This is a genomic window from Micromonospora parva (assembly GCF_040649675.1).
Classification (GTDB): Bacteria; Actinomycetota; Actinomycetes; order Mycobacteriales; family Micromonosporaceae; genus Micromonospora; species Micromonospora parva.
Map to the genome: position 1 here is coordinate 581,617 of NZ_JBEZFX010000003.1, position 14,382 is coordinate 595,998.

The window sequence follows — 14,382 nt, forward strand, 5'->3', positions numbered from 1 at the left end:
CCGGCCGGCACCCCAGCCCCCTAGTGTGACGCGCGTCCCTAAATTACTTGAGAGTAGGGTTCGCGTGGAGCGTCGCTTCGGCATGCCCGGACACGTGCTGTTCCTCAACTGGCGAGACACCCGCAACCCCGAGGGTGGCGGGTCCGAGGTGTACGTGGAACGGATCGCCGCCGAGTTGGTGGCGCGCGGTTTCCGCGCCACCCTCTTCTGCGCCGCCCACAGCGAGGCACCCGGCGACGAGGTCAACGAGGCAGGCGTTCGGCTGGTGCGGCGCGGCGGCAGACACACCGTCTACCTCTGGGCGGCGCTCAGCTACCTGGCCGGCGCGCTGGGCGTGGGCCCGCTGTCGAGCCGTCGGGGCGGCCGGCCCGACATCCTGGTCGACGTCTGCAACGGGTTGCCGTTCCTCTCCCCGCTGTGGGCACGGCGCCCGGTGGTCAAGCTGATCCACCACGTGCATCGCGAGCAGTGGCCGGTGGTCCTTCCGAAATGGGCCGCGCGGTTCGGCTGGTGGGTCGAGTCGTCGCTGGCTGTGCGCGTCTACCGGCGGTGCCGGTACGTCACCGTCTCCGAGGCCACCCGCAGCGAGCTGGCCGTGCTGGGCGTACCGCCGGAGCAGGTCGCCGTGGTGCACAACGGCACCCCGGCGCTGCCCCGCACCGACGCCGAGCGGGCGCCGTTCCCGCTGCTCGTGACGCTGAATCGGCTGGTACCACACAAGCGGGTCGAGGTGGCGTTGCGGGCGGTCGCGGCCCTCGCCGACGAGTTGCCCCAGCTGCGGCTGGTCGTCGCCGGCCAGGGCTGGTGGGAGTCGCACCTGCGTGAACTCGCCGCGGAGCTGGACATCACCGAGCGGGTGGACTTCCGGGGCTTCGTGACGGAGGAGGAAAAAGCCGCTCTGCTCGCCTCGGCCTGGGTCGCCCTGACCCCGTCACTCAAGGAGGGCTGGGGCCTGACGATTGTCGAGGCGGGTTCCGCCGGCACGCCAACGGTTGCGTTCCGGGAAGCGGGTGGGGTCGCCGAAGCTGTCGTCGACGGGCGTACCGGCCTGCTGGCCGACGACATCGACGACTACCTGGCGAAGGTGCGCACGCTCCTACGCGAGGACGACATGCGGCGAGAGATGGGGGCGCAGGCCCGGGAGCACGCGGCGAGCTTCACCTGGCAGGTCGCGGGTGGGCGCTTCGCGGACCTGCTGAGCGGGGTGGAGTCGCCCCGCCCAGTGCAGCAGCGGGGCGAGCCGTCCTACCTGTCGCCGTAGACCTCGGGGGCGTACGGGTCCTTCTTTCCGGCACGCTTGGCCGCTTCCGAAACACTCTTGGCCTCGTTGGCCGCCTCTTTGTCGGTGGCGGTCGCGGCGGCCGAGAGCCCGCCGAGGGCCAGGATCCCCAGCAACGCCGCCACCATGCCGGAGACGACCAGGGTCAGAGCTCTACGCATGCCAATCCTCCAATGGCGAGACGTGCGAGCGGACGTTACCACGCGGTAGGACGCCGGTGTAGTGCCGAAATGGCGGCCGCCATGACCACCAGAAGGGCAGCGCCGAGCGCCATCACGACGGCCCACGCACCACGTCCAGGGGCGTCCGATTCCGGAGGAACAGCCGGGTTTCGGTAGAGAGTGAGAAACGGTCCCTCGTGGACGACTTCGAGATCACGAAGGGTCGCCGGGTCGACCTCGCTGGGCCCCTGGTGCTGCACGACCACCCAGCGCACACCGGTGGCCGAGACGGGCCGCCCCTCGGCCAGCACCCGGCGCACCTCGCGGAGCCGTGGGTTCTCCCCGGCCACCGCGACGTCGCCGACCCGGAGCGTGTCGTCGGTCAGCACCGTCCCCGGCAGATAGCGCGGCGCCGGATCCAGGACGATACGTCCCGGGTTCCATGGGTAGGCCCGGTAGGCGGACAGCGGCAGCGCGAGGATCTCCCCCGGCTCGCCGGCCACCCGCTCGGCCACCGCCTGCCAGTCCGCCGGATAACTCACCGGACGAAGCCGACCGGCACCGCCGAAGGCAAGGTCCGGCATGACGGCCACCGGCAGGAGCAGCAGGCCGACCAGAACCACCCCCGCCACCTCCCGGTCGATCCTGGCCACCAGCCGCTCGGCTCCCAACGCGGCACACACCACCAGCAGCAGAGCGTACGGGGCCAGGAATTTCTGGCCGTCTCGAAGCAGCCCCGCACCCGGCAGATGCACCACCGCCCAGCGCAACACGGCGGCCCCACCGGGGAGCACCCCGAGGGCAGCGAGAAGACAGGCGATCCCGGCGAGCAGCGCCAGCCGCACCGCCACACCCGGGGGCACCCGGCGCCGCAGCAGGCCGGTACCGACACCGGCCAGGACCAGCAGGAGCAGGGTCGCCAGCGGTACCAGCGGCGCAGCGCGACTGGCGGGGGTCGCCTGTGCGCTCCAGACGCCACCCGTACCCGCGAGCGCCACCAGCGGACCGGCCCAGTTCTCCGAACGCGCCGCGAACGCCGCCACCCCCGCCGGATCGGATGACCCGCCAGCGCCGGTGACCAGGGCCGCGGTCACCCAGGGGGCGTTGAGTAACGCGACGCCGCCCACCACGAGCGCCGACCGGCGAAGGCGCGTCCGGTCCGGCACCAGCAGGGCCACAGTGCCCAACGCGATCAACCCACCGGTCGGGGTGATCGCGGCGGGAGCCGCGGCGAGCACCACCCGGGCGAGCGCGCCGTCACGACCCGCCCGCAGGTCCAGCGCCGCCCGGACCAACCAGGGCAGCGCGGCGTACGCGAGCAGCAGCCCCCACTGTCCGATCAGCAACCGCTCGGCCAGGTAGGGCGTCCACGCGTACGCCACCGCGGCCAGCAATCGGACCGCGAGCCGTTCCGTCGGCACCAGACGGCCGGCACCGACCGCGGCCAGGAGAACCGCTCCACCGAGCGCCACCCGCTGCACCGCCCAGCCCGGCACGAGCTGGGTGACCAGGGACATCAGTGCGTCCATCGGCACCGCCCGGGGCAGAGTCTGCGCAGGGGCGACGAGATCCCAACTCAGCGGCTGCCGGGGTACGAACACCATGTCGTACAGCAGCGCGTATCCCGGTGCCGCGAGCGGGGCCAGCACCAGCACCGTGACAGCCGCCGCAACGGCGTACAGCGGCAACGTGTCCCGCGCCCGCCGCACCGGTGGGGCCCCGACGCCGGTGGTCTGCTCAACCATTCACAGTGCCGGCACCGCGCGGCCGACGGTGATCAGTTGGGTGCACACCCGGACCCCCGAGGTGCTCACGGTGACCTCGACGGCGTCCCCAGCCCCCTCCAGCAGGAAGAACACGTCGTTCAGCCCGCGCTTCAGGGTGATTACCCGGACCGCGTCCCCGAGACGGAAGAGTGCCGTCGAGTCGCCCGAACTGACATAGCCGAAATGGACCGCGTACGGCCACTCCTCCAGGTACCCGTCCAACGGGATCCGGGCGGGTACACCACCCTCCGCCAGGTGCCCGCAGTTGGGCACCGTCCCGGGCACGACCTTCCGCCCCTGAACCACTACCGGACGGATCCGGCCGAAGTCGTCGAACATGAACGGCTTCTCGGCCTCCTCCACGAAGGTGGGCCGCCGCTCGGCCGGGCGGAAGAAGTGCGACTGGAGATTGTCCGGCCAGAAGTAGCCGGCGATGACGCGGTCCGGGACGGTGGTCTCCAGGAAGACGGTGCCCGGCGCGGCGGCGGCAAGCTCGATCTGCGTCGTCGCGAGGTAGTCCCGTCCGTACTTGGTGCTCCAGTTGTCCCCGAAACGGGCCGTGCTCCACAGCGTGCCCACCCCGATGGTGGCCAGGACGACGATTATCGAGACCAGACCGACCGCGAAGGCACCCGGCTCCCGCAGAACGGTCGGCAGCGGCCACGCGGACACGTCGTCCTCATCGGCGTCCTTCGTCCCCAACAGGGCCGCGCCGACACAGATCGCGGCGACCAGCACCACGTCGGCGACGTACCGGGGAATGATGCCCACGAACGAGCCGAGCGGCCCACCGAGGCGGGTCACGGCGAAGAGCGCGGCGACCAGCCCGAGGTAGCACGCGAGCAGCAACCAGGCCCGCCGGGCCGACGGGCGCCGCCGCGCGGTGACCACGATGAGAGCCCCCAGCACCGCCCACGACAGCCACTTGGCGATGTCGTACGGGTTCACGGCCGGCGGACCGTCACCGGCGTACGCCCAACGCCAGGGTCCGCCGAGCAGACCCGGAACGACGGTTTCGCCGACCAGGTCACCGAGGAATTTGAGGACCTGACCGACGGATGTGGGTTCGTCCAACTCGCGGGCGGGACGGGTCAGATAGAACGCCAGGTACGCCCCCGAGAGCGCACCGAGCACCAGCCACGCCGGCCAGTGCCGGCGGACCGTCGTCACCAGGCTGCGCCAGGGGCCGCCCGACGTGAAGAGGAAGACGGTCAGCAGGAACAGCAGCGGCACGATCAGCAGGGACTTGGTGTCGAAGAGCAGGCCGAACACCACCCACAGGACAACCACCACGAGGTGTCGCAGCCGACCGGTCCGCACGTACCAGACCTGGGCCGTCGCCGCCATGACCAGGGCCAACTGCATCGGCATCACGAGCAGCCCGACCAACCACAGCGAGGAGACCTCAAGCGTCAGCGGGCTGAACACGAACAGGCACAGCGGGATGAGCAGCCCCCAGCCTGGTCGGAGCAGATCGCGCAGCAACCGGTAGACGGCGAACCCGATCGCCGCCTGGCCGACCGCCAGCAGCAGCACCCAGGGCCAGGTGACAAAGCCCGCCACCCGCACCATCGCCCACGCCACCAGCAGGCCGCCGGGCATGAGGTGGTTGTTGAAGGTACGCAGGAGGAAGTCCGCGTCCAACCGGGTGTCGAGGACCTGGGCGGCGATGACGAACTCGTCCTGCGAGAACCAGCCACGGGTGGCAAGGCCGGCGCGCCAGGCGACGGACACGACGATGAGGGCGATCGCCACCGCGCGGACGCGGTCGGCACGGACCCATCGGCCGATCGGCCCCGGCCGGTCACCGTCGGACGTGACGCCTTCCGGATGCGTCTCGGCCTCAGCTTCTGGCATTGACATGGTCGGCAGCCTGCCACACGCTTACACGCCGTGGGGACGGCCGTTCTCCCGATAACGCCACCGCAGCGCCCCTGGTCGCCCGTCCGTGCCCGGTCCGGATAACGTCGCGCGACAGTAGTCGGCTGCAGGTGCGCGTCCGGCCGGTGAAGACAGGAGCCGAAATGCGTGCAGAGGTGACCGGTGGCGCCGCTCCGGTGTCCAGTCGAAGCCGGCACACGGCCCGACGGTTCCGGCACCTGGTCATCTGCATCGCGCTGACCGCCCTCGCCTTTCAGCAGGCCCCGGGCCAGGTCGTCCCCGACACCAAGATCGACCTGAGTGTCAACCCAGCCGGCTGGCTGCTCCGCTCGCTGCACCTCTGGGACCCCAACGGCACGTTCGGTCAGCTACAGAACCAGGCGTACGGATATCTCTGGCCGATGGGCCCGTTCTTCCTGCTCGGATCGGAACTTGGCATCGCGCCGTGGGTGGTCCAGCGGCTGTGGTGGGCGCTGATCTTCTGTGTCGCCTACCTGGGAGTGGTACGGCTGGCGGGCAGGCTGGGTATCGGCACGCCCGCCGGACGCATGATCGCCGGTGTCGCCTTCGCGCTGTCACCCCGCATCCTCACCCAACTCGGCTACGCCTCGGTCGAGTCCTGGCCCAGCGCCATCGCCCCCTGGGTGCTCATCCCGCTGGTGGGCCTCGCCGGCGGCACCCCGCTGCGGCGCGCCGTCGCCGGGTCGGCCGTAGCCGTCGCCTGCGCCGGCGGAGTCAACGCCACAGCCGTGGCCGCGGTGGTGCCACTCGCCCTGCTCTGGCTCGCCACCCTCCAGCCCGTACGCCGCCGCGTCACCGCCATCGCCGCGTGGTGTGGCGCGGTGGCGCTGGCCACGGCGTGGTGGTTGGTTCCGCTGCTCGTTCTGGGCCGGTACAGCCCACCCTTCCTGGACTACATCGAGACCGCCCGGAACACGACCAGCGTCACCGACGCGGTGACGACCCTCCGCGGCGCCTCCTACTGGCTCGCCTACCTCGCCACCCCGTTCGGGCCGATCCTTCCGGCCGGCGCACGACTCGCCAACGAGGCGCTACTGGTCGCCGCCACCCTGGTGGTCGCCGCCCTCGGTGTCCTCGGGCTGTCCCGACGCGGGATGCCGCACCGCCGGTTCCTCATCACCGGTCTGGTGCTGGGCGCCGCGCTCGTCGGTCTCGGGCACGTCGGTGACCTGCCGAACATCCTCGCCGGCCCGCAGCGGGAGTTCCTCGACGGCGTCGGTGCCCCCCTGCGTAACGTGCACAAGTTCGACGTTCTGCTCCGCCTGCCCCTGGCCCTGGGTATGGCGCACCTGATCGGCCTGGCCATCCGCGCGGCGCGCACCGCGCCCGAGCAGCACCGCCCACGAACTGTCGCACGCGCCTGGCTCACAGCCGGTGTGGCCATGGTCGCCGTCACGGCGGTTGCCACGCCCGCGCTCGCCGGCGGTCTCGCCACGCCAGGCGGCGTCAAGGCGGTCCCCGGCTACTGGCACGAGGCCACCGACTGGCTCGACGCGAACACCGGGCGCGGGCGGGTACTCGTCGTACCCGGGGCGCGCTTCCCCTCGTACGACTGGGGCAACACCACCGATGAGATCGCCCAGCCGCTGCTGAACAGCCGGTGGGCGGTACGCAACTCCATCCCCTTCACCCCGCCGACCACGATCCGGCTGCTGGACGCGATCGAGTCGACACTCGCCACCGGCGTCGGGTCGGCGGGCCTGGCCGACCTGCTCGCCCGGTCCGGGATCAGCCACGTCCTGTTCCGCGCCGACCTGGACCACGGCCGCTCGGACACGGCGCGCCCGGCTGTGGTCCGCCAGGCACTGGACCGCTCACCCGGATTGACCCGCGTCACCTCCTTCGGCCCCCTGCGCGGGGGGCCCTCGTCCCCGGACGAGTTCCGCGACCAGGGGCTCGACGTGCCCGTCCGGGCGTTGGAGGTCTACCGGGTCGACCGGCCGGTCGAGCCGGTTGTCGCGTACGACCGTGACGCCGTGACCACAGTTGTGGGCGGCCCCGAGTCGCTCCTCGACCTCGCCGCGGCAGGGCAGCTCGGCACGGCGCCGACGGTCCTGGCCGGCGATGCGACGGCGGCCGGCATCACCGGGCCGGTCGCGATGACCGACGGGCTGCGCAGGCGCGACGTGTCGTTCGGCCGCTCGCGCGACAACGCCTCACAGACTCTCACCGCCGACGACACCTTCGAGGTGACAGCGCCCGCCCACGACTACCTGCCCGAGTGGGGGGCGCAGCAGTCCACCGTCGCCCGTTTCCAGGGCATCAGCGCGATCCGCGCGTCGACCGCCCGCTCGCAGGTGGACTCCCCCGGCGGTGCCCGCCCCGAGCACCAGCCGTACGCGGCGATGGATGGCAATCCGGAAACGTCCTGGCAGTCCGCGCCGTACTCGCCCAGCGACCGTCAGTGGGTCGAGGTGGGCCTCGCCAACCCGACCCGGGTCACCCGGGTCGAGGTCTGGTTCGACCTGAAGGCCGACGCCCTGCCCACGACGGTGACCGTCGCCGCCGGGTACGAGAGCCGCACCGTCGAACAGTTCAGCGATCACATGGTCTTCGAGCTGCCCGGCGTCCACGCCACCCGCACGGTCAAGATCTCGATCGACGACGCGTACGACCTCCGCTCGTTCGGCAACGGGTCGGTCGGCCTCGCCGAGATCACGATTCCCGGCGTCCAGACGAGCCGGACCCTTGTCCTTCCCGCCGCACCGACCACCGACCGGCCGGCGACCGTCGTCGTGTCGGCGCCGCCCACCACCCCGGCCTGCTTCACCGTCGACGGCCACCCCCACTGTTCCACCGACGCCGTCCGCGGTTCCGAGGACGCCTCCAGCATCGACCGGACCCTCACCCTGCCCGCCGCCGGGGCTTACGAGGCCAAGCTGTGGGCGCGGCCGACGGCCGGCCCGGACCTGGACAACACTCTCGACAAGCTGGTGGCCGACGCACAGCCACTGCGCCTCGCGGCGCAGGTCAGCGCCTCCTCGACGGCCGTTCCCGACCCGACAGGTCGGGCCGGCGCGGCACTCGACGGGGACCCGACCACCAGTTGGTCACCGGCGGTCAGCGACGAGGCACCGATCCTGCGCCTCAAGTGGCTCAAGCCGCAGACCATCACCGGACTCCGGTTCTCCGTGGACGACGAGGCGGCCGCCACCCGCCTCGGCAGTGTGCGGGTGGTCGGTGACGACGGTTTCCGAAGCAGCCTGCTCGGCGACGACGGGCTCCTTCGCCTGGACCCGCCGATGCGGACCGACGAGATCACCATCCAGTTCCTCGACAAGCCGGCCGCCACCAGCACGGACCCGTACAAGCTGCGGTTGCCGGAGAAGCTGCCCGTCGCGGTCGGCGAGGTGACAGTGCTGCCCGGAGCGTCAACGGTCAAACCGCGCCCCGACGCACCAGTGACGCTGGCCTGCGGGTCGGGTCCGACGCTGCGGATCGGCGCGTCCCGGGTGACCACCACGCTCCGCGGGACACTCCGCGACCTGCTGGAACTGCGCGAGATGGCGGTGACACCGTGCGGGCGGGACACGCCCCGACAGCTCGACCTGGGCCGCGGGGAGCACCGCATCGTGACCACACCGAGCAAGCTCGCCTCGCCCACTCGGGTCGCCCTGGTGCCGCGTACGCCCACGCCGACCCCTGCGGCGGTCGCCAGCGCCATCGAGGTCGGCTCCTGGACGGCCACCGAGCGGCGGGTACGGGTGGCCGACCACCCCGTCGACCGCGTACTCGCCGTTCGGGAGAACACCAACACCGGCTGGGAGGCGACCATCGGCGGGCGGACGCTGAAGCCGCTGGTGGTGGACGGATGGCAGCAGGGCTGGATTCTTCCCGCTGGCACCTCCGGGGAGGTGGTACTCCGCTTCGCCCCGGACACGACGTACCGGGCGGGCCTTCTGCTCGGCGGCGTCCTGCTGGCGGCGGTGGTCCTCCTCGCGGTGCTGCCCGCCCGCCAGCCCACCGGGCGAACCTCGACGAGCGCCCTACCGCGTGGCAGACGCCGGGTCACCCGCTCACTGCCACTGCTGGCGGTCGGGGCCGGCGCGTTGGTGCTGTGGAGCGGCCTCATCGGCGGCCTGCTGGTCGCCGCCGGATTCATGCTGGCGGTGCCCGGGCCACGCCGCCTGCCCTGGTCGGCTGACCCACGTCGGGCCAGGACGATCAGCCGGGCCGTGGAGACCTGGCTGCCGGGAGCGCTCCTGGTGCTCGCCGGGTGGCTCTACCTGAATTCGACGCAACGCGACACCGACGCCCTGCTGCAACTCACGACCGTCGTCGCCCTGGGTGCTCTCTGGCTCTCCACCGCCGCCCGCCGACGACCCGTACGCCGGACCACGCCGACCGCCGTGACCTCGGCCGTTGCGGCGACTGCGCTGGTCGCGGAGGAGTCGAAACCGGACGCGGCGAAGCCCGACCAGACCGAGCCCGACCAGACCGAGCCCGACGCGGCCGAGCCCGACCCGGCGACCGGCCCGGACCAGGCGACCGGCCCGGCCGACGGGCAGCGTCCGACCTTCTCGGAGATCACGTGAGCCTTCGGCGACCCGTCCGTCCGAAGGCGACAGAGCGGACGGCGGAGACGGAGGAGCCGGGCCGACGGAACAACGGTCTCGGTGCGGCCGGGATCAGCGTCACGGTGGCCGGCGTACTCGTCAACGGCCTGGCGTACGTGGTGCCGGTGCTGGCCGCCCGGCGGCTCGACCCGGCCGACCTCAGCGCGCTCGCCGCCGCCCTCGGTCTGGTGGCCATCGCCGGTGTGCCCGGGCTCGGTCTGCAACTGGCCGTCGCCGTGCACCACGCCCGACACGGGTCCTCCGACACTCGACGGCTCACCGCGATCACCGCTGCCGTCTGCGCGGGGGCCCTCATCGCGGCGACGCCATTGCTGGTCACCGCCCTGGACCTCCCGGTCGAGATGCCCCCACTGCTGGCGGTCAGCACAGCGGCGATCGTGCTCTCCTCCCGGTCCCTCGGCGAGTTGCAGGGTGGCCAGCGCTTCGTACGACTCGCCATCGGGATGGCAGTGCTCGCCGTCGGCCGCTACGGCGGCGTGATCGCCGGACTGCTGCTCGGCGCGGGACCGACCGGCGCGCTCGCGGCCGGCGCGCTGACCGCCGCGCTCGCCCCGCCGGTGCTGGCCCGACTCGCCCGCGAGCCCGGACGACAGTCCGACGTCCCACGGCTGGCCGTCGCTCAGATTGTCGCCGGCTGCGGTGCGACGCTCGCGATGCTCGTCGTCTCCTACGCCGATCTGCTGCTGGCCCGGCAACTGCTGCCCCCGTCGGATGCCGGGGCGTACTCGGTCGGCACCGTGCTGAGCAAGGGCGCGCTCTGGGCGCCGCAGGTCGCCGCCGTCCTCGCCCTACCGCGGCTGGCGCGCGGTGACCGGCGCAGCCGAACGGTTGCGCTCGCGGTGACCGGCGGATGCGGCCTGGTCCTGGTGCTCGCCTCGGCGCTCGCCGGAGGGCTCGCCTTCCGCCTCGCCGGTGGGCCCGACTACGACCACCTCGGCCGGTACGCGCCCCTCTTCGCGGCGGTCGGCGCCCTCTACGCGGTGACGTTCGTGCTGCTCAACGACCGGCTCGCGGCCGGCACGCGGTGGGCGGCGACGCCGTTGTGGGTGGGCATTGCCGGCCTGGTGGCCGTCACCGCGACGCTGCGGCCGCGCACCGTCCCCGGTCTCCTTCTCGCCGCCCTGGGCACGGCTGTCGTCGTCACCGCCATCATGGCGGTGGCGGCCCGTCGGCCAGCCCGGGCACCGGTGGGCGAGCCCGACTAACCCTCCGCGAGCCAGTCCGCCAGGAGGCGGTGGTCGATCGCGTCCACCCGACCGAGCTGACGACCCGAGGCCACCCGGTCCCGCAGCTGCGCCCGCGTGAACCAGCGCGCCTCCAGCAGTTCCTCGCCGTCGACGCGTACCTCGTCGGACGTGGCGGTGGCCCGGAAGCCCACCATCAGGCCGGCGGGGAACGGCCACGCCTGCGACCCCTGGTAGGTCACGTCGGTGACGGTCACGCCCGCCTCCTCGGCCATTTCCCGACGGACCGCGTCCTCCAGGCTCTCGCCGACCTCGACGAAACCGGCGAGCGTCGAGTACGCGTCCTCGGCCGCGCCCGCGTGCCGGGCCAGCAGACACCGCCCGGGCGGACCGGGTGCCTCGACCAACACGATGATCGCCGGCTCGATCCGGGGAAACAGCAGACGCCCGCACTCCGCGCCGGTGCAGGTCCGCAGGTGCCCGCCGCCGCCGGTGACGGCCGCCGCGCCGCACGTCCCGCAGAATCGCTGCTGCCGGTGCCAGTGCAACAAACCCCTGGCGTACGCCTGGACGGCCGCGTGACCGGGTTCGAGTCGCCCGACCAGGGCCCGCACGTCGACGGACCGCACCGCACCGGCCAGTTCGACGGCGGACCGCTCGGGCAGGTCGGAGAGGTCTGCGGCGAACACGGCGGTCTCCGCGTCCAGCCCCAGGAAGACGGTCTCGGCGGCGGCGGATCGGACCAGCGCCGCGCGCTCCGCGCTGAGCCGAACCGGCCCGTCGCCGTCGACGAGACAGCGGTCCCGCCATATGGCCAGCAGCACCGTGGTCGGCTCGGCGAACAGCTCGCTCAACCGCGTCGGATCGGTGCGCAACGGGCCTGCCCGGTCCAGCCAGCCGCCCCCGTACGCCAACACCCGCTCCGCAGTGCCCACCCGGTCACCGTGCCACGTCGGTGATCCGCCCCCGGCACCGCCCCCGGCTCGGTGCGACACGCCGTACGACACGCGGTGGCAGCGCCTGGTGGGCGCAGCCACGAGGACGGCTGGGCATTCGTTACCGTAGGTGGCTCCGGGAGGGAAGGACCTCCCGCGGCACCCTGGCGATCGAGGTTGCAGTGACGCTGTACGGCGAAAGCAGTCCACCTGTCGACGACCGGCCCACCGTGCAGGTCACCGCCGTCACCTGGCCGGACGATGGACCTGAGCCGGTCACGACAGCCGCTCCCGGCGAACCCGACAACGGCCCGCGCCGGTCACGCCGGGTGCGGATGCTGCTCGCCGCCGGCATCACCGGTGGTGTCCTCGCCGCCGTGGCGGGCGCCGGCGCCTGGGCGTACGCCGGTGACGTTCCCCGTGGCACCAGCGTGCTCGGCACCGAACTGGGCGGCCGGAGCCGCGCGGACGCCGACCGGGAGTTGCGGGCGGAGCTGGACCGGCGGGCGGCGACGCTGGCCACACCGCTGAAGGTGACCGTCGACGGGCGTACCGCCGAGATCAAACCGGCCGACGTGGGGCTGGCCGTCGACGTGCCGGCGACCGTCGCGGCGGCGGCCGAGGCCGACGCGCACCCGGTCAGCCGGCTGGTCGGCTCCCGCACCGTCGAGCCGGTGGTGACGGTCGACGTGGGCCGGTTGGACGACGCGCTCCGCAAGGTGCTCGGCGACCAGGCCCAGGGGATGACGATGCCGGCGATCACCTATCAGGGCACCACCCCGAAGGTGGTGCAGCCCAAGCCCGGGCTGGCCTTGAACCCGGAACGCTCCGCCGAGGTGGTCCGCGCCGGCTGGCTGGCCGGCGAGCCGGTCACCGTGCCCCTGGTGGAGACCCACCCGGCCACCACCCCGGAGGAGTTGGATCGGCTGGTCAACGAGCTGGCGAAGCCTGCGGTGGCCGCACCGGTCACCCTGCGCACCAGCAAGGGCTCGGTGACGGTCCCGCCCGCCGCCATCGCGAAGAGCCTGCGGTTCAACGCCGACAAGACCGGCAAGCTGACCCCCACGGTGGACGTCAAGCGCCTGCGCACCACGCTCGGCGAGAAGTTGGCCGCCATCGAGGTGCCGCCGAAGGACGCCACGATGACGATTGCCGGCGGCCGGCCCACCGTGAAGGACGGACAGTCCGGGCAGCAGCTGGACACGGCGGCGCTCAGTCGGGACCTGCTCGCCGTGCTGCCGAAGGCAGACGGTCGCGAGGTGACCGGCGAGCTGAAGCCGACGCCGCCGCAGCTGACCGCGGAGAAGCTCGCCGGCCTGGGCATCAAGGAGCGGGTCTCCACCTTCACCACCCGGTTCACCGGCGGCATGGCCTCGTCGCGCAGCCAGAACATCGCCACGATCGCGAAGAAGGTGGACGGCACCGTCGTGCTGCCCGGGAAGACGTTCTCGCTCAACGGTCACACCGGGGAACGCGGTTACGCCCAGGGCTACCGGGACGCACCGGTCATCCTCGACGGCAAGTTGGTGCCGGGGGTCGGTGGTGGCACCTCGCAGTTCACCACCACGCTGTTCAACGCGACCTACTACGCCGGCTTGGAGGACGTCGAGCACAAGCCGCACTCGTACTGGTTCGACAGGTACCCGGCGGTCATCGAGTCGACCATCTTCTGGCCCAACCTGGACTTCAAGTTCCGCAACAACACCGAGTACGGCGTCCTCATCGACACGTCGTACACGTCCAGCTCGGTCACCGTGTCGATCTGGAGCACGAAGATCTACGACAGTGTGAAGACGGAGTACGGCCCGCGCCGCAACATCACGACGCCGAAGCAGATCCACCTGACCCCCGGGCCCTCGTGCATCGAGACCAACGGCATCAACGGCTTCACCCAGGACGCCTTCCGGGTCATCAAGAAGGGCGGCGTGGTGGTCAAGCGGGAGAAGTTCACCTGGCGCTACGATGCGGAACCCCGTTACGTCTGCGGCCCGAAGACGTCCTGAGGTCCACTTCCAGGTCGGCCTTTTTCCTGAAGTCACAGGTGTGGGTCAGCTCGGCGGCGTTGCCGCCGGGCCCCCATCGCGCCTCCCACCCTGTGGCGGCATCGGCACCGTGCGGCTCTCCTGCACCCGGATCTCGGCCCGGAAGCGGTGCGCCGCCGGGTGCCACATCTCCTCGAACGGGCCCATGACCTCGCCCCCAATGCCACGACGACGGACCCGGGATGCGAGCCACCACAGGGTGCTCAGGACCGCGGCCACGCAGCCCGCGAACACCACGAATATCAGGACCTCGTCCACAGACCGAGCCTATCCGTGGGCACCCGGCCCAGGGGCGGACGCAAGATCGCGCAATATCCTGGTTGTCGTGGTGCCCGCACACCACCAAAGCCACTACATCCTGGATCGAGCGCGACCGTGACGCTCAAGGACGGTCCACCCGTTCCCGTTGGCGGCTGAGACGCAGAAAAGGCCACCCCGTGAGGGGTGGCCTTTTCTGAAAGATTGTCCGGCGGCGTCCTACTCTCCCACACCCTCACGAGTGCAGTACCATCGGCGCTGGAGGGCTTAGCTTCCGG

General features: G+C 72.0%; 9 protein-coding genes and 1 rRNA gene. 4 read left to right on the plus strand and 6 right to left on the minus strand.

Annotation, left to right across the window (positions count from 1 at the left end):
• Window positions 1-82: 82 nt before the first annotated feature.
• Window positions 83-1,261: a glycosyltransferase family 4 protein gene (locus AB0C03_RS11225; RefSeq protein ID WP_156057253.1), complete on the plus strand. Its 1,179-nt coding sequence runs from the start codon at window positions 83-85 to the stop codon at window positions 1,259-1,261.
• Here the strand turns inward: AB0C03_RS11225 and AB0C03_RS11230 are convergent.
• Genes AB0C03_RS11230 through AB0C03_RS11240 form a run of 3 tightly spaced genes read right to left on the minus strand, consistent with a single transcriptional unit; the run spans window position 1,246 to window position 5,063 of the window.
• Window positions 1,246-1,440 (minus strand): hypothetical protein, encoded by a 195-nt coding sequence (locus AB0C03_RS11230; protein ID WP_030328187.1) that lies wholly within the window; start codon window positions 1,438-1,440, stop codon window positions 1,246-1,248. The genes AB0C03_RS11225 and AB0C03_RS11230 overlap by 16 nt on opposite strands.
• A 35-nt stretch (window positions 1,441-1,475) precedes the next feature.
• On the minus strand, window positions 1,476-3,185 hold the full coding sequence (locus AB0C03_RS11235) for an MmpA family trehalose lipid delivery protein (RefSeq protein ID WP_357636190.1): 1,710 nt from the start codon (window positions 3,183-3,185) through the stop codon (window positions 1,476-1,478).
• On the minus strand, window positions 3,186-5,063 hold the full coding sequence (locus AB0C03_RS11240; RefSeq protein WP_374224220.1) for a hypothetical protein: 1,878 nt from the start codon (window positions 5,061-5,063) through the stop codon (window positions 3,186-3,188).
• 167 nt (window positions 5,064-5,230) lie between these two features.
• On the opposite strand from AB0C03_RS11240, the gene AB0C03_RS11245 reads away from it, so the two are divergent.
• Both AB0C03_RS11245 and AB0C03_RS11250 read left to right on the plus strand, forming a co-directional pair.
• A complete protein-coding gene (locus tag AB0C03_RS11245; protein WP_357636193.1) occupies window positions 5,231-9,643 on the plus strand; it encodes an alpha-(1->3)-arabinofuranosyltransferase in 4,413 nt (1,470 codons plus the stop codon).
• A complete protein-coding gene (locus AB0C03_RS11250; RefSeq protein ID WP_435823368.1) occupies window positions 9,640-10,890 on the plus strand; it encodes a lipopolysaccharide biosynthesis protein in 1,251 nt (416 codons plus the stop codon). Before AB0C03_RS11245 ends, AB0C03_RS11250 begins: the two co-directional genes overlap by 4 nt.
• On the opposite strand, the gene nudC is transcribed toward AB0C03_RS11250, so the two are convergent.
• Window positions 10,887-11,804: an NAD(+) diphosphatase gene (gene nudC, locus AB0C03_RS11255; protein WP_030328196.1), complete on the minus strand. Its 918-nt coding sequence runs from the start codon at window positions 11,802-11,804 to the stop codon at window positions 10,887-10,889. The genes AB0C03_RS11250 and nudC overlap by 4 nt on opposite strands.
• Window positions 11,805-11,986: 182 nt before the next feature.
• Between nudC and AB0C03_RS11260 the strand changes: the two genes are divergently transcribed.
• Window positions 11,987-13,807 carry a VanW family protein gene (locus AB0C03_RS11260; protein WP_357636197.1) on the plus strand — a complete coding sequence of 607 codons (1,821 nt, stop codon included), beginning with the start codon at window positions 11,987-11,989 and terminating at the stop codon, window positions 13,805-13,807.
• A 45-nt stretch (window positions 13,808-13,852) separates the two neighbouring features.
• Here AB0C03_RS11260 and AB0C03_RS11265 read toward each other — a convergent pair whose 3' ends face one another.
• Both AB0C03_RS11265 and rrf read right to left on the minus strand, forming a co-directional pair.
• A complete protein-coding gene (locus tag AB0C03_RS11265) occupies window positions 13,853-14,104 on the minus strand; it encodes a hypothetical protein (protein WP_051708133.1) in 252 nt (83 codons plus the stop codon).
• A 206-nt stretch (window positions 14,105-14,310) separates the two neighbouring features.
• A 5S ribosomal RNA gene (gene rrf, locus AB0C03_RS32320) occupies window positions 14,311-14,382 on the minus strand; the annotation flags it as partial.